At 63.6% G+C, this 20962-nt stretch carries 20 protein-coding genes; 5 read left to right on the top strand and 15 right to left on the bottom strand.

Annotated features, from left to right (window positions below):
- The first annotated feature begins 51 nt into the window (after positions 1-51).
- Together ACO06O_RS11845 and ACO06O_RS11840 are read left to right on the top strand one after the other, a co-directional pair.
- A complete protein-coding gene (locus tag ACO06O_RS11845) occupies positions 52-741 on the top strand; it encodes a response regulator (protein ID WP_421879982.1) in 690 nt (229 codons plus the stop codon).
- A complete protein-coding gene (locus tag ACO06O_RS11840) occupies positions 738-2090 on the top strand; it encodes a sensor histidine kinase (protein WP_421879980.1) in 1353 nt (450 codons plus the stop codon). Before ACO06O_RS11845 ends, ACO06O_RS11840 begins: the two co-directional genes overlap by 4 nt.
- A gap of 15 nt (positions 2091-2105) precedes the next feature.
- Here ACO06O_RS11840 and ACO06O_RS11835 read toward each other — a convergent pair whose 3' ends face one another.
- Positions 2106-3071 (bottom strand): response regulator, encoded by a 966-nt coding sequence (locus tag ACO06O_RS11835; RefSeq protein WP_421879978.1) that lies wholly within the window; start codon positions 3069-3071, stop codon positions 2106-2108.
- A 131-nt stretch (positions 3072-3202) separates the two neighbouring features.
- Here ACO06O_RS11835 and sppA point away from each other — a divergent pair, with 131 nt between their 5' ends.
- Positions 3203-4990 (top strand): signal peptide peptidase SppA, encoded by a 1788-nt coding sequence (gene sppA, locus ACO06O_RS11830; protein WP_421879976.1) that lies wholly within the window; start codon positions 3203-3205, stop codon positions 4988-4990.
- 10 nt (positions 4991-5000) lie between these two features.
- On the opposite strand, the gene ACO06O_RS11825 is transcribed toward sppA, so the two are convergent.
- The 8 genes from ACO06O_RS11825 to sucC form a co-directional block, all read right to left on the bottom strand.
- Positions 5001-5789: a methyltransferase domain-containing protein gene (locus ACO06O_RS11825; protein WP_421879974.1), complete on the bottom strand. Its 789-nt coding sequence runs from the start codon at positions 5787-5789 to the stop codon at positions 5001-5003.
- 85 nt (positions 5790-5874) lie between these two features.
- The gene (locus ACO06O_RS11820; protein WP_421879972.1) at positions 5875-6213 is read right to left on the bottom strand and encodes an AzlD domain-containing protein; all 339 of its coding nucleotides are present in this window, start codon (positions 6211-6213) and stop codon (positions 5875-5877) included.
- Positions 6210-6947 (bottom strand): AzlC family ABC transporter permease, encoded by a 738-nt coding sequence (locus tag ACO06O_RS11815; protein WP_421879970.1) that lies wholly within the window; start codon positions 6945-6947, stop codon positions 6210-6212. The genes ACO06O_RS11820 and ACO06O_RS11815 overlap by 4 nt, the downstream gene beginning before the upstream one ends.
- A 113-nt stretch (positions 6948-7060) precedes the next feature.
- Positions 7061-7639, bottom strand: a complete 579-nt coding sequence (locus tag ACO06O_RS11810; RefSeq protein WP_421879968.1) for a TetR/AcrR family transcriptional regulator — start codon at positions 7637-7639, stop codon at positions 7061-7063.
- 148 nt (positions 7640-7787) lie between these two features.
- On the bottom strand, positions 7788-9074 hold the full coding sequence (odhB, locus tag ACO06O_RS11805) for a 2-oxoglutarate dehydrogenase complex dihydrolipoyllysine-residue succinyltransferase (RefSeq protein ID WP_421879966.1): 1287 nt from the start codon (positions 9072-9074) through the stop codon (positions 7788-7790).
- 85 nt (positions 9075-9159) lie between these two features.
- Positions 9160-12252 carry a 2-oxoglutarate dehydrogenase E1 component gene (locus ACO06O_RS11800; RefSeq protein WP_421879964.1) on the bottom strand — a complete coding sequence of 1031 codons (3093 nt, stop codon included), beginning with the start codon at positions 12250-12252 and terminating at the stop codon, positions 9160-9162.
- A 78-nt stretch (positions 12253-12330) separates the two neighbouring features.
- The gene (gene sucD / locus ACO06O_RS11795) at positions 12331-13206 is read right to left on the bottom strand and encodes a succinate--CoA ligase subunit alpha (RefSeq protein ID WP_420420060.1); all 876 of its coding nucleotides are present in this window, start codon (positions 13204-13206) and stop codon (positions 12331-12333) included.
- Positions 13206-14402, bottom strand: a complete 1197-nt coding sequence (gene sucC / locus ACO06O_RS11790; RefSeq protein WP_421879962.1) for an ADP-forming succinate--CoA ligase subunit beta — start codon at positions 14400-14402, stop codon at positions 13206-13208. Before sucC ends, sucD begins: the two co-directional genes overlap by 1 nt.
- Before the next feature lie 511 nt (positions 14403-14913).
- Between sucC and ACO06O_RS11785 the strand changes: the two genes are divergently transcribed.
- Positions 14914-16251, top strand: coding sequence for a DEAD/DEAH box helicase (locus tag ACO06O_RS11785; protein WP_420420062.1), 1338 nt, complete (start codon positions 14914-14916; stop codon positions 16249-16251).
- 155 nt (positions 16252-16406) lie between these two features.
- On the opposite strand, the gene ACO06O_RS11780 is transcribed toward ACO06O_RS11785, so the two are convergent.
- The 5 genes from ACO06O_RS11780 to ACO06O_RS11760 form a co-directional block, all read right to left on the bottom strand.
- Positions 16407-17180 carry a dienelactone hydrolase family protein gene (locus ACO06O_RS11780; protein WP_421879960.1) on the bottom strand — a complete coding sequence of 258 codons (774 nt, stop codon included), beginning with the start codon at positions 17178-17180 and terminating at the stop codon, positions 16407-16409.
- Positions 17181-17295: 115 nt separating this feature from the next.
- On the bottom strand, positions 17296-18132 hold the full coding sequence (locus ACO06O_RS11775; RefSeq protein WP_421879957.1) for a helix-turn-helix domain-containing protein: 837 nt from the start codon (positions 18130-18132) through the stop codon (positions 17296-17298).
- Entirely contained in the window at positions 18129-18626 is a 498-nt protein-coding gene (locus ACO06O_RS11770) for a GNAT family N-acetyltransferase (protein ID WP_421879954.1), read from the bottom strand. Before ACO06O_RS11770 ends, ACO06O_RS11775 begins: the two co-directional genes overlap by 4 nt.
- 4 nt (positions 18627-18630) lie before the next feature.
- Positions 18631-19224, bottom strand: a complete 594-nt coding sequence (locus ACO06O_RS11765; protein WP_421879951.1) for a TetR/AcrR family transcriptional regulator — start codon at positions 19222-19224, stop codon at positions 18631-18633.
- Positions 19225-19302: 78 nt separating this feature from the next.
- On the bottom strand, positions 19303-20163 hold the full coding sequence (locus ACO06O_RS11760) for a helix-turn-helix domain-containing protein (RefSeq protein ID WP_421879948.1): 861 nt from the start codon (positions 20161-20163) through the stop codon (positions 19303-19305).
- Positions 20164-20279: 116 nt separating this feature from the next.
- Between ACO06O_RS11760 and ACO06O_RS11755 the strand changes: the two genes are divergently transcribed.
- Positions 20280-20597, top strand: a complete 318-nt coding sequence (locus ACO06O_RS11755; protein WP_421879945.1) for a hypothetical protein — start codon at positions 20280-20282, stop codon at positions 20595-20597.
- A 66-nt stretch (positions 20598-20663) separates the two neighbouring features.
- Here ACO06O_RS11755 and ACO06O_RS11750 read toward each other — a convergent pair whose 3' ends face one another.
- Positions 20664-20867, bottom strand: coding sequence for a hypothetical protein (locus ACO06O_RS11750; RefSeq protein ID WP_420420069.1), 204 nt, complete (start codon positions 20865-20867; stop codon positions 20664-20666).
- Positions 20868-20962 lie beyond the last annotated feature (95 nt).

Below are 20962 nucleotides of genomic sequence, written 5' to 3'. Positions count from 1 at the left end.
GCGCGCACATCGCAATTTCGAAGTGTCCGGGAACCTCCTATAGTGCCGCCCATGACCGAAGAAACGCATATCCTTGTTGTCGACGACGATGCCAGGCTGCGCAGCCTGCTGCGGGACTATCTGACCAAGGAAGGCTTTCGCATCACGCTTGCGGAAGACTCGGCCGACGCACGCCGAAAGATGGGCGCCTTTACCTTCGATCTGATGATCCTGGATGTCATGATGCCGGGCGAGAGCGGCCTCGACCTCGCCAAATCCGTGCGCGGCGACACCGGCGTTCCGATTCTGATGCTGACCGCCATGGGAGAGACCGGGGACCGGATTCTGGGCCTTGAGGCCGGCGCCGATGATTACCTGCCGAAGCCGTTCGAACCGCGGGAGCTGATCCTGCGCATTCAGTCGATTTTGCGCCGTATCCCGTCGGCGGAGGAACCGGCACGTTCCTCGGTCGTGCGGCTGGGCGGGCTGCTGTTCGATCTTGGGCGGGAATTGCTGTTGCGGGGCGACAGCCCGATCAAGCTGACCACGACGGAAACAGCCCTGATGAAGGTTCTGGCGGCCGAGCCGGGCCGGATCATGTCGCGTGAGGAACTGACCCATATCCTGCAAATCGACGGTGGCGACCGGGCGGTGGATGTGCAGGTCACCCGGCTGCGCCGCAAAGTCGAACCGGATCCCAAGATTCCGCGCTATCTTCAGACGGTACGCGGCCGAGGCTATGTCCTGAGGCCCGACGGATGAGCGCCGCGCCGGGGCAGATCGGCTCTGCCGCCAGATCGGTGAGACTGGCCATCAAGAGCGTGCTGCCGAAGCGCCTGTTCGGCCGGGCGCTGATGATCATCGTTATTCCGCTGATCCTGCTGCAGGTGGTTTCCGCCTGGATCTTCTATGACCGACATTGGGATACGGTCACTTGGCGCCTGTCGGTCAGCGTGACCGGCGACATCGCCAATGTCATTGAACAGTTGCGGCGCGATCCGGACGCCCGCGAAGAAATTTTTCGGGCGGTGCGGCGGAACCAGGAATTGGATCTCGCCCTCTATCCGGGCGAAATCCTGCCCAATCAGCAAAACGAACTGTCCGGTCTGTTGGAAACCCTGCTTGCCGCCGCGATGGAGGAACGCGTTCGTCGCCCCTTCGTCATCGACAGCGAATCCCGCGACGAATTGGTCATCATCCATGTCCAGTTGAAGGATGCCGTCCTGACGACGGCCGTCCCGCGCAGCCGGTTGTTCAGTTCCACCACCTATATCTTCATTCTTTGGATGGTCGGTACATCGTTGGTCCTGTTCGCCGTGGCGTCGATTTTCATGCGCAATCAAGTCCGCCCGATCCGGCGGTTGGCCCGGGCGGTGGAGAGCTTCGGGAAGGGCCGGGAGCCGGAAGAGGATTTCAAGCCGGAAGGCGCGCTGGAGATCCGGCAGGCGGCCGGGGCATTCAACCTGATGTCGGAGCGGATCCGCCGGCAGGTCCGGCAGCGCACCGACATGCTGTCCGGCGTCAGTCACGATCTGCGGACGCCCCTGACACGGATGAAACTGCAGATCGCCATGCTGGGCGAAACGCCGGAAACGCAGGAACTGTCCGCCAATGTCTCCGAAATGGAGAAGATGATTCAAGACTACCTGACTTTTGCGCGGGGAGAAGGCGGCGAGAAATCCGTGGAATGCGATTTGGGCCAGATCATAAGCGACCTGGGGGCGAAGTGGCAGGCGGGCGGCATCGCGCTGGACTGCCATGTCGAAGGCAAGATCGTTTCCTGGTTGAAGCCGAACGCATTGCGGCGCTGCGTGGACAATTTGATCGCCAACGCATCGCGCTATGGGACTCAGGTCTGGCTACATGCCGGACGGCGCGGCCAGGCGATTGAAGTGCTGGTCGACGATAACGGTCCCGGTATCCCGGAGGAAGAGCGCGAGGATGCTTTCCGGCCGTTCTATCGCCTCGACCGGTCGCGGAATCCATCGACCGGCGGGACGGGGCTGGGTCTGTCGATCAGCCGCGACGTCGCCCGCACCCATGGCGGCGACATATTTCTGGAAGATTCGCCGCATGGCGGTCTGCGTGCCCGGGTGCGGCTGCCGATCTGACGGCGGGGCTTAGGGTCAGGATGCCGTGCGCTGCTTGTAGTTCGATACGGCGGACGAGATCTGACCGGCAATGTCGATGGCCGACAGGTCCGGATTGAACGCCGCCAGAATGGCTTCCGACATCGGCTTCAGCAGGTCGACATCCTTGCTTTCGGGATGCGTGATGCTGTCGGCGATGGACGATGCGACACGGATCATCGCGTTGCACAGGCTCGTGACATGCTGATAGTCGGTGCCCTTCATCCGGTTGCCGGTATCGCGCGACACGGCGATCAACCGGTCGACGGTCTTGATCCGCTCGTCCGTCACATCGAATTTCTTCAGTTCGGGCAGCAGCAGATTGACCAGAAACCCGATCTGGAAAGCGTTTCGTTTCAGACGCTGGTCGTTGATGTCCCCCTGCGCCTCGCGGATCGCGTTTTCGATCGCGGTCCGGTCGATCGGCTCGCCCCGCACCTTCGACCGCAGCGTATTGGGCACTTGGATGGTCGGAATCTCCGACCCTCGGCCGACATCCTTGCGCCGGTCCGGTCCGATATAGTCGCTGGTCACGACGAAGGGTTTCCGGTTGTTGACCAGAACCTTGATGCGCTCGAACACCTGGGTCGGGCTAAGCGGCTTCACAAGAAGATCGTCCGTGCCCGACGAGGCCACACGCTTGACCTGTTCGCGGGTCGGCTCCCAGATTGTCACGATCACCGGAACGAAAGGGTTCCGACCGAGGCGGTTGTACCGCATCTCCGTGATGATCTGGTCCGCCTCGCGTTCGTCCATCTCGGAATCCATGACGACCAGATCGGGATCGTTCTTCACGATTGCCTCGCGCAGCAAGGCAATCCGGTCGAAATCATAGACGTTTTGATAGCCTTCGCGGTTCAGGGCGGCGCGAATGGCGTGGCGCAATTGTGCTTCCGGTTCGCCGAATACGATCCGGACGTCACGGCTTTTGTCCGAACTGGGCTTGTCATACTGGAAGCTCATAATGATTTCTTTATCGCACTGTTTGCATTTGGAGGCAATTGGCCGGGATCGTCGCACGGCAACGGCTTTGACCCGGCCCAAACCTCCAAACTTCGGTGGACCGATCTGGGGCGCCGGGGCATAGTCCGGCCATGAAAATCATCGGTAAGATCATCCTCTGGGCGTTCGCCATTTTGGGCGGGCTGAGCTTCCTCTTCATCGCGGCGGTTGCGGCCTTTACGGCCAGTCAGCGGGACAAGGCCCCGCCGATGCCGGACAGTGCTGTCCTGAGCCTGGATTGGAACGAGCCGCTGGAAGAGCGCTATGTGACGGCGCCGCTGTTCAAGCCTGTGCAGCCGGCCACGGTTCTGGATACGTTGACCGCGCTGGAACGGGCCGCCGCCGCCCCGCAAGTCAAGGCGCTGGTCGTGCAACTGGGTGCGGAACCGATGGACTTTGCCCGGGCGCAGGAACTGGCGGACGCGGTGCGCGCGTTCCGGGAGTCCGGGAAGCCGGCCTATGCCTATGCCGACGATCTGGCCGCCTTCGGCGATGCCACGCCCGAAGTCATGCTGGCAGCTGCCTTCGATAAGGTCTGGATGGCGCCGTCCGGGATCGTCGGGCTGACCGGGGTCGCCTTGGAGGTGCCCTATTTCGCGGAAGGTTTGGGCGAACTGGGAGTCACGGCGGAGTTCGAGCAGCGCCATGAATTCAAGGGCGGCGCTGACCCGTTTACCGAGGAGAGGATGCCTCTTCCGGTGCGTCGCTCGCTCGGCGCCCTGGCGCAGGGGCTGCTGGATCAGGCGGTTTCCACGATTGCTGCTGGCCGCGATCTGGAGCCGGCCGCCGTTCGTGCCCTGGTGGATCAAGGGCCGCTTCTGGGGGATGAGGCCGTGGCTGCGGGCCTGATCGACGGGCTGTTGTACCGCGATCAGTTCGAATCCGAAGTGGAGAAGGAATTTGGCGACGACGCGCAATGGATCGACGCGCCGTTTCTGCTTGCCGCCAGCAAGGAAGACAGCGACGGGATGACCGAGCCGGCGGCCAAAGTGGCGGTGCTGTACGGCATCGGACCGATTGGCGTCGGCGATTCCGATGGGCCCTTCGCGGATCCGGGATTCGACACCGAAACGCTGATCGATACCCTGCAGGGTATCGTGGACGACGGCGGGTACGACGCCGTCCTGCTGCGCGTCGACAGCCCCGGTGGCGCCTATGGTCCGTCCGATGCCGTCTGGCATACGGTCGGTCGGGTGCGCGAGGCGGGAATTCCCGTTGTCGTCTCCATGGGCGGCACGGCCGCCAGCGGCGGGTACTTCGTGTCGGTCGCGTCCGACCGGATCGTCGCGCAACCGGGCACGATTACGGGTTCCGTCGGGGTTTATGGCGGCAAGTTCGATGTCAGCCGCCTGTGGGAGGACCTGGGCGTGCGCTGGGACCGTGTCGCAGCGGGTGAGAATGCCGGCATGTGGAGCATCAACCGCGGATTCGACCGCGAGGAGCGCGCTCGTTTCGCGCGGGCGATCGATTTCGTCTATGCCGATTTCACGACCAAGGTGGCCCAAGGCAGGGGCTTCGACGCCGCCACATTGGACCAGGTGGCCCGCGGCCGCATCTTCACGGGTCAGGATGCGCTGGATGTCGGGTTGGTCGACCGGCTGGGCGGCTATCCGGCAGCGCTGGCGGAACTTCGCGACCTGATGCAGATCGCGCCGGAGGACGAGATCGAGCTGGAAGTGTTGCCCAAGCCGAAAGCGCCCTGGCAGGCGGTGCTTGATGCCGCGCAATCCGGGGATTTCACGCTGGGGGCGGCGACCCTGGTGGCCGATGCGGTCGAGGGCCGTATCGTCACGCGCCTGGAAGGCGCGCTTGGCGATCTGGACCGGATTGCCGCACCGCAGGGCCTTGTTTCGGCCCCGCCGCTGCGCCTGGCGCGTTAGGGCGGGCCCGTCAGGTCGGCTTTACACCGTATAGATGGCAAGGGCGCAGCGCGCCCTCCGCCACGGCCTGTTTGCGGATTTCAAAGCTTTGATGGCGCTGGATTGCGGCATCCATGCCGATGGTCGCTTCCAGCTGCTGGAAGCCCGGCCCGGTAACCTGCAGTTCCTCTTTCCGCAATTCACCGGCATACCATTCGTTCCGGTCGCGGACGCGCACATCCTGAAAGCCTGCCTCCTCCAACGCGCGTTCGGTCATGCCGGGTGTCGCGAAATCGGCGGTCAGGCCGGTCTTCCGTCCCCATTCCTCCAGGATTGCCGGGACCGGTCCGTCATCCGGTCCGCCGCGTAGCCAGTCGCTGGCGATCAGCCGGCCGCCGGGGCGCAGCACGCGCAGCAAGTCGGTATAGAGGGACGCCTTGTCCGGGATATGCAGCATCGCGTCCTTGCTGAACACCGCATCGAAACTATCGGCGTCGAAGGGCAACGGTCCCGGTTCGACCAGTTGAACGTCGATGCGGCTGCCCAGATTTGCCGCCGAGACCCGGTTTGCCGCGTGATCGACCAGCTGTGGCTCGACATCGATGGCCGTTACATGGTCCGCGCCGTATTCTTCGACCAGGATCAGATCAATCCCGCCGACGCCGCAACCGATGTCCAAGACCGACATCCCATCCAGGCGTGTCGTCCCCATCATGGTGGCGATTTCAGCCGGTCCGCCGGGTGACAGAAAGCCATCGCCCCAGATCGCCTGAAGCGCGGCAATGAATTGGTCGGGATAGTGCAGGTCTCGTTCGGTCATCCGGCGGCCTCGTCTTCCGTCTTTTCGATCTTCGAAGAAACCTAGCGGATCGGGGCATTCAATCCAATCATGCGGCTGCCGTCGGTCAGGCCGTACCGGTCGCGACAAAGAGGGCGTAGGTGCCGACACCGGCGGCAAGACCCGTCGGAACCGATTTGCCACGCCAATACCATGCCGCCAACCCGACCAGGAAAGCGGTGAAGCGCCAGACCATCGAATCCGGCGCCATATCCCCGCCGGGCATCAACAGGACACGCGCCATCAGCCCCGCGACCATGGCGTAGGCGACACAGCCGATCCAGATGAACAGCGGGCTGTCCTGACGCACGCGGGTCTCAACGGCGACTCCCAGGACCCGCCACATGAAGGTGCCCAGCGCGCCGACCGCGACCGCAATCCAAATCTCGGCGTCGCCCAGGATCATGCGCCGTCCCCCGAATTCGGGAACAGGCGCGGCGCGCTGAGGAAGGCCAGGGTTCCGCCCAGCAGCCCGGCGGCGATGACCGACCAATCCCCCAAGACTGGATAGAATCCAACCCCGACCAGAATGCCGAAGATGACGGACAGTCGGTTGACCCATTGGCGGGCCCCGCTGATCAGCAACAGCAGATAGAGCGGGGTCATGAAGATCGTCACTGTCAGCACCGCCTGCGGCACGACGCGGCCCAGCTGGTGCCCGACCAGCGTCCCGATCAGCCCGGCGGAAAGCAGCGTTGCCGCGAAGCCCAGATAGTAGGTCAGGCGTTGTGGGTTGGGGACATGGTCGCTGCGGGTCATCATTTGCGTCCAGCAGGAAATCGCCATGGTTTGCATCAGCATCACGCGGCCCAGGAAGGGCAGCTTCTTTCCGCCCAGAACGGCGGAAAGGCCTGTCACCGACATCGGCAGCATGCGCAGATTGGCCAATGCGACCGCAACGAAAAGGGCCAGAATACCGCCGCCACCGGCATGGATCTCGATCAGCGCGACCTGACCGGCGATGCCCCAGACGAAGGCGGTGACCCCCATGGCGGGCAACAGGGCGATGCCCGCATCCTGCGCCATAGCGCCGAATCCGACCATTGTCAGGCCAAGCCCCAGGGCCGGGACATTCAGGCAATCCAGCATGCCGCGTAAGGCGGGGCGGGACAGAGGGGGCGGGGCCGTGGCTTCGGTCACGGGAGAGCCGATACCTTGTGGTTTCTCAATCGATTGCCAGAGCTTGGCGCAGCGCGCCTGGGCGTTCAACCTTGGCGATGCTGCAGTGCAGGATCAGCACCTGTAACCCGTAGTCAGGTGTCGCGCGCCTTCAACCCGGCCAGATAGGTCTCGATCAGGTCCTGCGCCAGAACCCGGCCCTCCGCCGCTCCGACCGCCGCGATCGTGCCGGCATGGCCCGCCGTCAGCAGGCCGTGAACCGATAGCCAGAGCAGACGTGCGGATTGAGCCGTTTCGGCAGTGGCCTGAGGACCGGGTCGGTGGGCGAGGGCGGGGGCCAGGACGGTTTCCAGCCGCCCGAGCAGTCGACCAATCCGCTGACGGTACCATTCCGGCGCGGATTGACCGTCCGGCAGGCTGTGTTCGATCAACAAGGCCCAAAGCCGCGGCGCCGCGTCGACCTGCGCCGCATAAATGTCCAGAAGCGCCGCAAGATCCCGCGCGGGCTCGCCGGACGGGGGCGGAGCGGCATCCAGCGCCTGTTCGAGCCGTTCCAGCGTCCGGTCGTTCAGGGCCAGGATCAGGCCATCCAGATTGTCGAACAAATTATACAGGGTGCCGGCCGCATATCCGATCCGTCCGGCCACGGCGCGTGCGGTGATCGCCGGCAGGCCGCCGTCCTGGGCCAATGCCTCCGCCGCATCCAGCGCCATGACGCGCAATTCATCCCTGCTGTGATCCGATCGCCGTGCCACGAATGTCCCAAGCCTTGTGCAGATCCTGGCAATTGCGCCACGGATCGTCCGATAAAGAAAGAGGGGGGCTTGCGCCCCCCTCGTACCATTGCTGTCCGGCTGCCGATCAGACGTCGATCAGCAGGCGTGCCGGATCTTCCAGCATTTCCTTGATGCGGACCAGGAAGGTCACGGCTTCGCGGCCGTCGATGATCCGGTGGTCGTAGGAATGCGCGACATACATCATGCTGCCGACGACGATGTCGCCCTTGGCGTTCACGATCGGACGTTTCTGGATCTTGTGCATGCCCAGGATGCCCGATTGCGGCGGGTTGATGATCGGCGTCGACAGGAGCGATCCGAACACCCCGCCATTGGTGATGGTGAAGGTGCCGCCCTGCATCTCGGCCATGCTCAGCTTGCCGTCACGAGCGCGGCGGCCGAAATCGGCGATCGCCGCTTCGATCTCAGCAAAGCTTTTCTTGTCGGCGTCGCGCAGGACCGGGACGACCAGACCCTGCGGCGTGCCGACGGCGATGCCGATATCGTAGTAATTCTTGTAGATGACCTGATCGCCGTAGATTTCGGCATTGACGGCGGGCAGTTCCTGCAGCGCCGCGACCGCCGCCTTCACGAAGAAGGACATGAAGCCCAGCTTGACCTTGTGCTTCTGTTCGAACTTGTCCTTGTAATCGGCGCGGACCTTCATCATCGGGCCCATGTCGATTTCGTTGAACGTGGTCAGCATCGCCGCCGTGTTCTGCGCTTCCTTCAGGCGGGTCGCGATGACCTTGCGCAGTTTCGACATGCGGACATGTTCTTCGCCGCGCGGATCGGGCGTGCGTTCCGGCAGGCTCTCATAGGTCGGCGTGGCCGGCTTTGCGCCGCCCACCGGCGCGGCGGCCGGGGCCGCCGGTTTCGCGGCAGGCGCCGGTGCAGCCGTACCACCGGATTTCAGATAGTTCTGAACGTCTTCCTTGGTCAGATTGCCCTTCGGGCCGCTGGCCGGGATCTTCGCGGCGTCCAGATTGTTCTCGGCAACCATTTTCGCGACCGCCGGCGACAGGGTGTCGTTGGTCGCGGTGGCAGCCGGTGCGGCGGTCGCCGGGGCCGGGGCAGCAGCGGGCGCTTCCGGTTTTGCCGGTTCGGCCGCCGGGGCGGAGGCTTTGCCGGCCGCTCCTTCCTCGATCCGGCAGAGCAGCGCGCCGACCTCGACGTCGCTGCCGTCGGCCGCGACGATCTCGGTCAGGGCACCCGCCACGGGGGAGGGCACTTCAATGGTCACCTTGTCGGTTTCCAGCTCCACCAGGGGCTCGTCCTTACCGACGGAATCGCCGACCTGTTTGAACCATTGGATCACGCTCGCTTCGCTGACCGATTCGCCGAGCGTGGGGACCGTTACATCCGTCGCCATAGTATCCTCTCATCTGTCTGGCCCGGGGTCTCTCCCCTCTGGGCCGTCGGGGCCGTGACCCCGGGTCAAATCCTAACGCGTCCGATTACTTCTTCTTGGCTGCCGCCTTCTTGGAAGCAGCCTTTTTCGAAGCAGCTTTCTTGGAGGTCGCCTTTTTTGCCGTCGCCTTTTTGGCCCCGGCGGCTTTCACCGGGGTCTTCTTCGCGGCGGTTTTCTTCGACACGGCAACCGGGCGGCTGCGTTCCGGCAGGTCCAGGGCCTCGTTCACCAGGGCCGACTGTTCGGCGGCATGGCGCTTGGCGCTGCCCGTGGCCGGGGACGCGGCGGCTTCGCGGCCGACATAACGCGGACGGCCGTTCGGCTTATGATTCAGTTCCTCCAGAACCCGTTCGATACGGCGGTCGACGAAGAACCAAGCGCCGTTGTTTTCCGGCTCTTCCTGGCACCAGATCACTTCCGCATTCGGGAAGCGCGCCAGTTCCGTCGTGACCGCGTGGAACGGGAAGGGATAGAGCTGCTCGACGCGCATGATGTAGACGTCTTTCAGTCCCCTGGCATCGCGTTCCGCCTCCAGATCGAAATAGACCTTGCCGGAACACAGGACGACACGGCGGATATCCTCGTCCACCGCCAGGGTGCCGTTCAACTGCCCGTTGTCCCACAGCACGCGGTGGAAGGTCGTACCCGGACCGAACTCCTCCAGCTTCGAGACGCAGGCCTTATGCCGCAGCAGCGATTTCGGTGTCATCTGGATCAGCGGCTTGCGGAAGTTCCGGCGCACCTGACGACGCAGGGCGTGGAAATAGTTGGCCGGCTGCGTGATGTTGCAGACCTGCCAGTTATCCTCTGCCGAAAGCTGCAGGTAACGCTCCAGACGCGCGGAGGAATGCTCCGGCCCCTGACCTTCGTAACCGTGCGGCAGCAACATCACCAGACCGCACATGCGCAGCCATTTGGTCTCGCCGGACGCGATGAACTGGTCGATGATGACCTGCGCCCCATTGGCGAAATCGCCGAACTGGGCTTCCCAGAGAACCAGCGAATGCGGTTCCGCCGAGGAATAGCCGTATTCGAAGCCCAGCAGACCGAATTCGCTCAGCGGGCTGTCGATCACTTCGAACGGCGCCTGTCCCATCCGGATATTGTTCAGCGGGATGTGCCGGTGTTCGTTCTCCTGATCGACCAGGACCGCATGACGCTGCGAGAATGTGCCGCGTTCGCAATCCTCGCCGCTGAGACGGATCGTCGTGGATTCGCAGAGCAGGGTCCCGAAGGCCAGCGCCTCAGCCGTACCCCAGTCGATGCCCTCGCCGGTTTCGATCATCTTGCGCTTGGCTTCCAGCTGGCGCTCGATTTTCGGGTTCAGCTTGAAGTTCTGCGGTGCCTGGGAAATGGCATGGCCGACCTCGCGCAGCAGATCCATGTCGACCGAGGTGTGACCGCGGCGGGCCCCCTCTTCGGCGATCGACAGGCCGGACCACTTGCCTTCCAGCCAGTCGGCCTTGTTCGGCTTGAACGATCTCGCGGCTTCGAAGCTTTCATCCAAGGTTTTCTTGATCTCGGATTTCAACGCTTCGCAGCCCGCCTCGTCGATCACGCCCAGTTCCTGCAGGCGCTTGGCGTAGATTTCGCGGGTGCGCGGATGCGACTTGATCTTGGTGTACATCGAAGGCTGCGTGAACATCGGTTCGTCGCCTTCATTGTGACCGTGGCGCCGGTAGCACCACATGTCGATCACCACATCCTTCTTGAACTTCTGACGGTATTCCATCGCCAGACGCGCGACATGCACACAGGCTTCCGGGTCGTCGCCATTCACGTGGAAGACCGGCGCGTCGACCGTCTTCGCCATGTCGGAGCAATAGGGCGAGGAGCGGGATTTCGACGGGGCGGTGGTGAAGCCGATCTGGTTGTTGATCACGATATGGATCGTGCCGCCGGTCTTGTAACCGTCCAACTGACTCAGCAGGAAGGTTTCCGCCACCACACCCTGGCCGATAAAGGCCGCGTCGCCATGCAGCAGCAGGCCCATGACCCGGTCCCGATCGCTGTCGGCGCGCTGGTGCTGCTTGGCGCGTACCTTGCCGAGGACGACCGTGTTGACGCATTCCAGGTGGCTGGGATTCGCGGCCAGCGACAGGTGAACGGTCTTGCCTTCGAATTCCCGGTCGGCCGACGTGCCCAGATGGTACTTCACGTCGCCGGATCCTTGAACCGATTCCGGTTTGCCCCCCAGACCTTCGAATTCCGCGAAGATCTGCATATAGGGCTTCTTCATGATGTTGGCGAGGACGTTCAGGCGGCCCCGGTGGGCCATGCCCAGAACCACTTCCTCCAGACCCATCTGCGCGCCGCGCTTGAAGATCTGTTCCATCATCGGGACCAGGCTTTCGCCGCCGTCCAGGCCGAAACGCTTCGTGCCGCGGTACTTCGTGTCCAGATAGGTTTCGAACATATCCGCGCTGGTCAGGCGTTCCAGGATCGTCTTCCGGCCCAGGTCGGTGAAGTCCTTGCGGTTCCGGCTGCTTTCGATCTTTTCCTGAATCCAGGATTTCTCGTCCGGGTCCTGAATGTGCAGGAATTCGACGCCGATGCTGCCGCAATAGGTCTGGCGGCAGATCTTCACGATCTCGCGCACCGTCGCGGATTCGAGACCCAGATAGTAGTTGATGAAGATCGGGCGATCCATGTCCCGTTCTTCGAAACCATAACTCGCCGGATCCAGCTCCGGGTGGTCATCGCGCTTTTCCAGGCCCAGCGGGTCCAGATTGGCGGCCAGATGGCCCCGCATGCGGTAGGCGCGGATCAGCATCAGGGCGCGGATCGAATCCAGCGTCGCCTGACGGATCTGATCGCTGCCCGCCGCCACGCCGCCGCCCTGCAGTGCGGCGATCAACTGCTGGATCGAATCCGCGCTCAAGTCCGGATCGCTCAACGAGTCGGAAAGGCTCTGCGCCCCGCCGCCATTGCCCTGGCCGACGACGCGGGTCGTGCGTTTGGTCCAGCTCGGCCCCTTATGGTCGTCTTCGAGGATGACCTCGCCCGGTTCCAGGGTCTCGAAATAGGCCGCCCAACCCGGATCGACCGCGTTCGGATCCAGTGCCCATTTGGCGTAGAGTTCGGCGATGTAAGTTTCGTTGGCGCCGAAGAGTTGGGACGATTCGCCGATATACGTCATGATATGACAGCTCCCTAAAATGCCGCCCGAACGGTTGGGAGGCCGGCTTCCATTGAAAGCCGGCCTCCCGTTTCTCTATCAGCCGCCCATGGCCTTGACCATGGTTGAGCCAAGGGCCGACGGGCTGTCGGCCACCAGAATCCCGGCGCTTCGCATCGCCTCCTGTTTGGATTCCGCCGTGCCCTGACCGCCGGAGATGATGGCGCCCGCATGACCCATCCGCTTGCCCGGAGGGGCCGTGACGCCGGCGATGAAACCGACCATCGGCTTCTTCACCTTCGACTGCTTGACGAATTCGGCCGCTTCCTCTTCCGCGGTGCCGCCGATCTCGCCGATCATGATGATGCCTTCGGTTTCCGGATCGCCCAGGAACGCTTCCAGGCAGTCGATGAAGTTGGTGCCGTTGACCGGATCGCCGCCGATCCCGATACAGGTCGTCTGCCCCAGGCCGGTCGCCGTGGTCTGCGCGACCGCTTCATAGGTCAGCGTGCCCGACCGGGAGACGACGCCGATCTTGCCGCGCTTGTGGATATGGCCCGGCATGATGCCGATCTTGCACTCGTCCGGCGTGATGACGCCCGGGCAGTTCGGCCCGATCAGGCGGGTCGTCGAATTGGCCAGCGCGCGTTTCACCCGGACCATGTCCAGGACCGGAATGCCTTCGGTGATGCAGACGGCCAGTTCGACTTCGGCGTCGATCGCTTCCAGGATCGCGTCGGCCGCGAAGGGCGGCGGGACGTAGATCACGGACGCATTGGCACCCGTCTTCTCGACCGCTTCGGCCACTGTGTCGAAGACCGGCAGGTCGAGATGGGTGGAACCGCCCTTACCGGGGGTGACGCCGCCGACCATCTTGGTCCCATAGGCGATGGCCTGTTCGGAATGGAAAGTCCCCTGCGCGCCGGTGAAGCCCTGGCAGATGACCTTGGTGTTCTTGTCGACGAGAACGGCCATCAGTTCGCCTCCTTCACGGCGGCGACGACCTTGATCGCCGCTTCTTCCAAATTGTCCGCGGAAATGATCGGTAGGCCCGATTCCGCCATGATCTTCTTGCCCTGCTCCACATTCGTGCCTTCCAGGCGCACGACCAGCGGAACATGCAGGTTCACTTCGCGGGATGCCGCGACCACGCCTTCGGCGATGACGTCGCAGCGCATGATGCCGCCGAAGATGTTGACCAGGATGCCTTCGACATTCGGATCGCTGAGGATGATCTTGAAGGCCTTGGTCACACGCTCGCGCGTCGCGCCGCCGCCGACATCCAGGAAGTTGGCAGGCTCGCCGCCCTTCAGCTTGATGATGTCCATCGTGGCCATCGCCAGGCCGGCGCCGTTGACCATGCAGCCGATCGTGCCGTCGAGCTTGATGTAGTTCAGCTCATGCTTGGCCGCTTCCAACTCCGCCGGGTCTTCCTCGTCCTCGTCACGCATGTCGCCGACATCGGGATGACGGAACAGCGCGTTGTCGTCGAAGTTCATCTTGGCGTCCAGCGCCATGACCTCGCCGCCGCCGGTGACGACCAGCGGGTTGATCTCGACCATGCTGGCATCCAGGTCCAGGAACGCCTTGTACATGGCGGTCAGGAACTTGGTCGCGCTCTTAACCTGTTTGCCTTCGAGGCCCAGGAAGAAGGCGATACGCCGGCAGTGGAAGCCGGAAATGCCGGTCACCGGATCGATGGAGACCTTGACGATCGCGTTCGGATCGCGCTCGGCGACCTCTTCGATCTCCATGCCCCCTTCGGCGGAGGCCATAATCGTCACCCGGCTGGTGGCGCGGTCGATCAGCAGCGAGAGATAAAGTTCCCGCGCGATGTCGCAGCCGTCTTCGATATACAGCCGTTTGACTTCCTTGCCGGACGGGCCGGTCTGCTTGGTCACCAGCGTGTGGCCCAGCATGCCCTTGGCGTTCTCGCGGACTTCGTCGATCGACTTGGAGACGCGGACGCCGCCCTTGCCGTTCGGATCGTCCGAGAAGCGTCCGGCACCGCGGCCGCCCGCATGAATCTGCGATTTGACGACCCAGATCGGGCCGCCCATGTCGTTCGCGGCCTGGACGGCTTCGTCGACCGTATAGGCGACCTTGCCATCGGGCACGGCGACCCCGAACCGGCGAAGCAGTTCCTTCGCTTGATATTCGTGGATATTCATCGGGTGTGAAATTCCCTTGAAAGCGGGTTGGTAAGTTCGGGCGTCACGCACGGGCGGAGCGAGCCGCAAAGGGCTTTGCCTAACAGATTTGCTGTCGCGTCCGGATCGCGCGCGCCGGTCATTCGGTTCCCCCCAATGCCGTGGAGGTTATCGTATTCATTCATACGGCTTTGGAGGGGGTACAATATCAGGCCTTTATGACCGTTCAACCGGTTAACGCCGCTTTTTGGCTACCAAAATGACGCAACGCGGCCAGCATTCCCGATCGGGGCGGCGGCAATGCGTATTTCATTGACTTCGGTTCTACGACGGCTTATGTGCAGCGCACAAGAACGAGGCGGCGCGATACGCGCGATCGCCTGGACCTGCAGCGAACGCGCAAGCGGTGACCGAAAGCGGCCACTTCATACTCGCGCAGCGTCCCAAACCCCTCCCATAGGCGTTGCGCGCACCTTGGGCGCACAAGAAACGTCCCGCCGTTACAGGCCGGGGCGCATAGGATATTGTTTATATGCAAGAAGACTCCGTTCGTTTCGAAGACCTGAAACTCGCCGGCCCGCTATTGGGCGCGCTGCGGAACCAGGGCTTCTCCGTCGCGACCCCGATTCAGGCGCAGGCCATTCCGCCCGCGCTGGAAGGCCGCGACGTTCTGGGTATCGCCCAGACCGGGACCGGCAAGACCGCGGCTTTCGCCCTGCCGATCCTGCAGCACCTGTCGGAAATGAAGGGCAAGCCGGCGCCGCGCACCACGCGCGCCCTGATCCTGTCGCCGACCCGCGAACTGGCCGCGCAGATCCATCAGAGCGTCACCGCCTTCGCCAACCGCCTGCGGATTTCCTCCGCCGTCGTGTTCGGCGGCGTCGGCAAGGGCCCGCAGGCACGCCAGTGCCAGCGCGGCGTCGACATTCTGGTCGCCACGCCGGGCCGCCTGCGCGACCTGATGGAAGATCGTGCGATCAGCCTGCAGGACGTGTCCTTCCTGGTCCTCGACGAGGCCGACCGGATGCTGGATATGGGCTTCGCCCCGGAAGTCCGGCGTCTGGCCAAGACCATGCCGTCCGACCGTCAGACCGTCCTGTTCTCGGCCACCATGCCGAAAGACATTGCCGTGCTGGCGGGCGAGTTGATGCGCGATCCGGTCAAGGTCGAGATCACGCCGGAATCGACCACGGTCGAGCGGATCGATCAAAAGGTCCTGTTCGTCGAACGCCTGCGCAAGGCGCCGCTGCTGCGCGAAGTCCTGTCGGGCGAAACGGTCGGCCGGGCCATCGTCTTCACCCGCACCAAGCGCGGGGCGGACAAGGTCTGCAAGAACCTGAAAGATGACGGGTTCGGCGTGGCCGCGATCCATGGCGACAAGACCCAGGGCGCGCGCCGTCAGGCGCTGGCCGATTTCGCACGGGGCCGGGTATCGATCATGGTCGCGACCGATCTGGCCGCGCGCGGCATCGACGTCGAAGGCATCACCCATGTTATCAACTACGACCTGCCGGTCGACGCGGAAAGCTATGTCCACCGGATCGGCCGCACCGCGCGCGCTGGGGCCAGCGGCATCGCGCTGTCCTTCTGCGCACCGGACGAAGTCGACGCCTTGAAGGCCATTCAGAAGCTGACCCGCCTGACCATCCCGGTCGACGCGGAACATGCCTATCACGCCGAAGACGCCGCCGCCGCGGCGCTGACCGGCAAGGGCGGTCCCGCCGGTCACGGCAAACCGTCCCGCAATCGCGGCCCGAAACGCTTCGGCGGTCCGAAAGGCCAGGGCAAGCCGGGCGCTCCGCGCAGCGGCAAGCCTTTCCGCCAACGCCGCCCGAACAAGGCGGCCGGCGAAGGCGGCAATCGCGGCTAAGCGATACGCGCGTTAAGCGGTGAAAGTGGGCGCCTCAAGAAATTGGGGCGCCCATTTTCGTTAGTACGCCGATATCCACTCTCTCAGCGTCTGCAGGGCGACCAACATAAGTTTGGCAATCCAGCCAGCGGTCGGGAATCCGTAGAAGACGGTCGTCAGGGCATAGACTTTTGGGCGACTGCCAGTTCCCGGAGGATCGCCGCTTCGGCCCGCAATGCGGCGGCGGGGTGATAATCGATCCCGCTTTCCGGCATGTTTGCCGCGGGGAACGTGAAGGCATGCATGGCGTGGCCGTAGGCGTTCAGTTCCCAATCGGCGCCGGCCAGTGTCAATTCGCGGGCCAGGGCGGTGACGTCCTGCGGTGGGGCCACGGGGTCTTCCCAGCCATGCAGGATCACAATCCGGGACCGGATCGGGGTGGGCGGATTGTCGTGTGGCGGGGTGAGGCCGCCGTGAACGCTGATCGTGACCTTCAATCCGTCCGGGTCGGTGCGGGCCAGGTCCAAGACGCAGAAGCCGCCGAAGCAGAAACCCAGTGCCGACATCCTGTTTTCGTCGACTTCGGGCAGGTTTCTGGCGGTGTCATAGCCCGTTTGAATGCGGCGGGTCAGCATGGCCCTGTCTGCCATGACGGGATTCATCAGATGGGAGTTGTCGCCGGTTTCCTCCCCGCGCACACCCTTGCCATAGGCGTCCAGCAGGAAGGCGGCGTATCCCAGGTATGCCAGTCGGCGGGCAATGGTCTGTGTGCTGATATTGGGGCCGCTCCAATCGTGCCCCAGAATGACGCAGGTATGCGGCCCGGGACCGTTTGGTGTGGCCAAATACCCTTCGAATTCGATCCCGCCTTCCTGGTAAGAGACAGGTCGCAGAGGGGGCAGGATTGCCGGGTTCGGCGGGTCGACGAGAAGGCCTGATCCTTGTGTCATGATGTTTCGCTTTCCGTCCCTGGTGATGGTCGGGGCAGGGATAGCGCGATACGCGTCCGACGGATTGTACGAATGGGACATGCCGGAAATTCCGGCTGGAGGCTATAGCCGGAAGCTACAGATAGAACGGCGTGTGCTTGCCGTATCGTTCGGCGAAATGCGTCGCGATGTCCGACGGGCCGGCAAGTCGGTACCGGACGGGGGTGGTTCCGGTATGGCGGCGCCAGGCGCGGATCTGATGACTTTGATCGTAATAGCCGTCGGCCGCATCGCCGCCGCTCTGCGCCGCCCAAAGACTGTCCGACACGCGCTCCAGATCCTGCAAAGCCTTTGGACCGATACCGATGCTGTCCCGGAACCAGCGGGTCAGTTGCCGTCGGCTGACGCCCATGCGTTGGGCCGTCTCACCGACCTTGGCCGTCCTGAGGCGCGGATAGGCCCGGATGGCGCGATAGGCGGCGGTGTCGAAGGGCAGGGCCCGCAATCGCTCGCTCAGCCATGAATCGAGAATCGGCTTGATCGCGGCCGGGTGCCAGCCCGCCGCGACGCTGCGGGTCAACGATTCCGTCACGCGGTGTCCCAGATCCCCTTCGAGATCGACCAACCCGTTCGCCGCCGCTGCGCCGGTGCCGGGAAACAGGGCCACCAGGCCCGGTAGGGTCAGCATGGCCATGACGAAATAGGTTTCGTCGGACGCGATCCAGGTGCGGCACTGCGTCTGTACACCCGCCAGCGAGAGAGACGGTACGGGCGTAATGCCCTCAAGTCGGTTCGGTTTGGCGATGTTGATAGATAAGGCGGCACCGGGATGCGGCGCGGTGCGAACCGCCCTGCCATCGTAATGACCGTCGAGGTCTCGGATGAACCAATACCCGCGGATATAGGCCGCGAGATTTGGCGCCGCCGGCAGTATTTCAAATCCGGCGTTGGCAATGGGCGAACCCGCCGTCACGGGCGGACCCGGTCGAAGCGCTGCAGGCCGACGGTGCCGGACCATGGGTCGGCGGCTTCTTCCTGCGTCAGGGTGAATCCGTGCCGGTCATAGAGTGCCCGCGCCGTGTCCAATCCCTGGAAGGTCGTCAGATAGGTGCGCTTGTAGTCCCGGGCATCGACGAAATCCATCGCGCGGGTCATCAACCGGCCGCCCAATCCGGTGCCGCGCGCCGCGCTGCCGACGATGAACCAGCGCAGGTGCGCGCCCGTGCCATAGCCCTCCAGCCCGTCGACGGTGATGCTGCCCGCCAGTTCGCCGCTGGGGAAATAGGCATTCAGGAACAGGTCGCGATCCGGATCGTAGCGGTCCAGGAACGCACCCAGTTCCCGCGCCAGTTTCGATTCGAACAGCGCGCCGAAATCCCAGGCCTCGGCGTAATAGTCCATATGCAGGCCAATGATCCCGGAAACCGTCCCGGGCCGATAGCCGTCGAATTGCATTCCTTCGGTCATGGTCTCACCCCGCATGGCCAACCGTATCCACCAACTGCGCCAATTCGTCGGCGAATGAATTCGTGAGGTCTTCCGGTGCCATGATCAGCCGCTGCCAGATCATGGAGACGATCAGGTCATTCACATGTTCCATGCGGGACCGGTCCGCGCCGGCGGGTGCCGCGTCGCGGATACGATCCAGCAGGATAGACCGGCGGCCGAGCACCAGCCCGTCACGGACTGCGGCGCGGGTTTGCGTATCTTCCGCCGCGGCACCGATCAGGCCCGCCAGGATCGAGCCGGCCGGGGTGCTGCGGTACAGGCCGAACAACCGGCGCAGAAGGTCGGACACGGGACGCCCGGGCGGGGCCGCCGCCATGGCGCCATCGGGGCTCAGTAAGGTCCGATTGACCAGGGCGGAATAGACTTCGACGAACAAGGCGGGTTTGGACGGCCACCAGCGATAGATCGTCTGCTTGCCGACCCCGGCCTCCGCGGCGACCGCTTCGATGCTGGTCGCGGCATATCCATCGCGCCCGACGCAGCGCGCGGCGGCTTCCAGAATCGCGCGGTGCTTTGTTTCGGATCGGCGTGGCGCATCGGTCGTAGGACTGGACATGGCACTAAATTGAACGAGACGAGACGGTTCGTCTAGTTATATGTTGCCTTCGAGAGAGCGTCAGCGATGTTGGAAATGTCAGTGCATTTTGCGCCGGGTTCTCTGGGCGCGGTACCGGGCCGGCGGCATTCCGAAGGCGGCCCGGAAGCGCCTCGTGAAGTCGGAGAGATCCGAAAAGCCTGCGTCCAGGGCAATATCCAGGATGCGCGCGTCGTCGTCGAACAGCGCATCTGCGGCGGCCAACAATCGCCGGGACATCAGATAGGCATAGGGCGTAACACCGGTCACCCGGCGAAAAACACGCAGAAAATGATGACGGCCGATCTGCGCATCGGCTGCCAGGTCGGAAAGGCTGATCCCGGCATCAGGGGCGTGATTGATCCTGTCTATGGCCGCCGCCACGCGTAATTCGTCCTGCGTACGGACCGGCGCTTCGTCGGTGTCATGGCAGGCACGCAAGGCGAGGCTGACCACATCCACGGCCAGCGCTTCCGCGTCCTCTTCATGGCCGTCGCGTGCGAAACGGGCGATGCGGGCAAGGGTCGGTACGAGAAACGGATGTGCCGCCAGTCGGTGCGTGGTGAAGCCGATGTGCTGGACCCCGGGAAGATCGGCGGCGATCTCTTCCACGAAATCGGGCCCACATTGGAAGGCGACGCACCGGTCGCCGGTATCATGGGCATGACCGCAGCAATAGCATTGCTCGACGTTGCCAAGCAGAAAGGAACCGGGTGCCAGGAAGGCACGCCCCTTGTCCGAGCGATAGGAGAAACTGCCGGAAAGCACGGCCGCCACCGAAACATGGCTGTGCCGCTCCTCGGTGGGCGAATCGCCGGGGCCGCATCGGCACAGGACATCCGCGACCTGCCATCCCCGGCCTGCCGCTATCACGGTCTCCGTATATTTCGGCAGGTCTTCGGCGGAGGGTAGAGGCGTCATGTTATCCCAAGTCAATATTACCCAAGCGCAAATCCCGCATATCGCCGTAGGGTCCCAATGCGCGCGGCATTGAAAGGCCGCGACGATTGGATTTCAACCGAAGAAGCGAGTTGCAAATGATCTGTCGAATTTGGCGTGGATGGACGACGCCGCAGAATGCCCCGAAGTATCAGGATATTGTCCTGAACAAGGTCATTCCCGGAATCGAAGCGATGGCGATACCGGGATTCCGCCACATCGATGTTTTGTGCCGGGCACATGAGGATGAGGTCGAATTCACGACGATCATGTGGTTCGACAGCCTCGCCTCCGTGAAGGATTTCATGGGTGAGGATTACACGGTCAGTCACGTGCCGCCGGAAGCCCAGGCGGTTCTCAGCCGCTTCGATTCCCATGCGGCGCATCACGATATCGTCGATAGACGCAGTCAGTGACCGCGGGGCAACGGGCCGGAAAACCGCCGGACGCTAGGTCTCGCCCGGTGTTTTCAGGGCACCCTGTCAGGCCAGAGTGTTGACGATCTGGCCCGGTCCGCTTGCATTGAGCGGCTGGTCGCCGGACGCGGGCGCGGCTGTACCGGCGGCCTGTGCCACCAGCTGCGTCACCTGATCCTGTGCGTCCAGATTTTGTTTCAGCAGCGCGATCGACATCTGCTGCTGATACTGTGCCTGATTCAGCGCCAAAACGCCGAGCACGTCCGCCATTGGATTCTCCTACGCGTCGTCGGTCGACCTTCTGCCGACCGGAACTCCAGGCACCATATAGAAAAGGCGGCGCGGAATCAAATTCCGCGCCGCCT

It is taken from the genome of Pacificispira sp. (genome assembly GCF_965228185.1).
Classification (GTDB): Bacteria; Pseudomonadota; Alphaproteobacteria; order UBA8366; family Aestuariispiraceae; genus Pacificispira.
The sequence above is the reverse complement of the archived record's forward strand: the minus strand, read 5'-3'. Positions and strand labels throughout refer to the sequence as shown.

What these genes read in the sequence shown, in the direction of transcription:
- ACO06O_RS11780 (WP_421879960.1), bottom strand. Translation starts at nt 17,180, where the DNA reads ATGACACAAGGATCAGGCCTTCTCGTCGACCCGCCGAACCCGGCAATC.
- ACO06O_RS11840 (WP_421879980.1), top strand. Translation starts at nt 738, where the DNA reads ATGAGCGCCGCGCCGGGGCAGATCGGCTCTGCCGCCAGATCGGTGAGA.
- ACO06O_RS11835 (WP_421879978.1), bottom strand. Translation starts at nt 3,071, where the DNA reads ATGAGCTTCCAGTATGACAAGCCCAGTTCGGACAAAAGCCGTGACGTC.
- sucC (WP_421879962.1), bottom strand. Translation starts at nt 14,402, where the DNA reads ATGAATATCCACGAATATCAAGCGAAGGAACTGCTTCGCCGGTTCGGG.
- sucD (WP_420420060.1), bottom strand. Translation starts at nt 13,206, where the DNA reads ATGGCCGTTCTCGTCGACAAGAACACCAAGGTCATCTGCCAGGGCTTC.
- ACO06O_RS11755 (WP_421879945.1), top strand. Translation starts at nt 20,280, where the DNA reads ATGATCTGTCGAATTTGGCGTGGATGGACGACGCCGCAGAATGCCCCG.
- ACO06O_RS11750 (WP_420420069.1), bottom strand. Translation starts at nt 20,867, where the DNA reads ATGGCGGACGTGCTCGGCGTTTTGGCGCTGAATCAGGCACAGTATCAG.
- odhB (WP_421879966.1), bottom strand. Translation starts at nt 9,074, where the DNA reads ATGGCGACGGATGTAACGGTCCCCACGCTCGGCGAATCGGTCAGCGAA.
- sppA (WP_421879976.1), top strand. Translation starts at nt 3,203, where the DNA reads ATGAAAATCATCGGTAAGATCATCCTCTGGGCGTTCGCCATTTTGGGC.
- ACO06O_RS11785 (WP_420420062.1), top strand. Translation starts at nt 14,914, where the DNA reads ATGCAAGAAGACTCCGTTCGTTTCGAAGACCTGAAACTCGCCGGCCCG.
- ACO06O_RS11845 (WP_421879982.1), top strand. Translation starts at nt 52, where the DNA reads ATGACCGAAGAAACGCATATCCTTGTTGTCGACGACGATGCCAGGCTG.
- ACO06O_RS11825 (WP_421879974.1), bottom strand. Translation starts at nt 5,789, where the DNA reads ATGACCGAACGAGACCTGCACTATCCCGACCAATTCATTGCCGCGCTT.
- ACO06O_RS11810 (WP_421879968.1), bottom strand. Translation starts at nt 7,639, where the DNA reads ATGGCGCTGGATGCGGCGGAGGCATTGGCCCAGGACGGCGGCCTGCCG.
- ACO06O_RS11760 (WP_421879948.1), bottom strand. Translation starts at nt 20,163, where the DNA reads ATGACGCCTCTACCCTCCGCCGAAGACCTGCCGAAATATACGGAGACC.
- ACO06O_RS11820 (WP_421879972.1), bottom strand. Translation starts at nt 6,213, where the DNA reads ATGATCCTGGGCGACGCCGAGATTTGGATTGCGGTCGCGGTCGGCGCG.
- ACO06O_RS11800 (WP_421879964.1), bottom strand. Translation starts at nt 12,252, where the DNA reads ATGACGTATATCGGCGAATCGTCCCAACTCTTCGGCGCCAACGAAACT.
- ACO06O_RS11765 (WP_421879951.1), bottom strand. Translation starts at nt 19,224, where the DNA reads ATGTCCAGTCCTACGACCGATGCGCCACGCCGATCCGAAACAAAGCAC.
- ACO06O_RS11770 (WP_421879954.1), bottom strand. Translation starts at nt 18,626, where the DNA reads ATGACCGAAGGAATGCAATTCGACGGCTATCGGCCCGGGACGGTTTCC.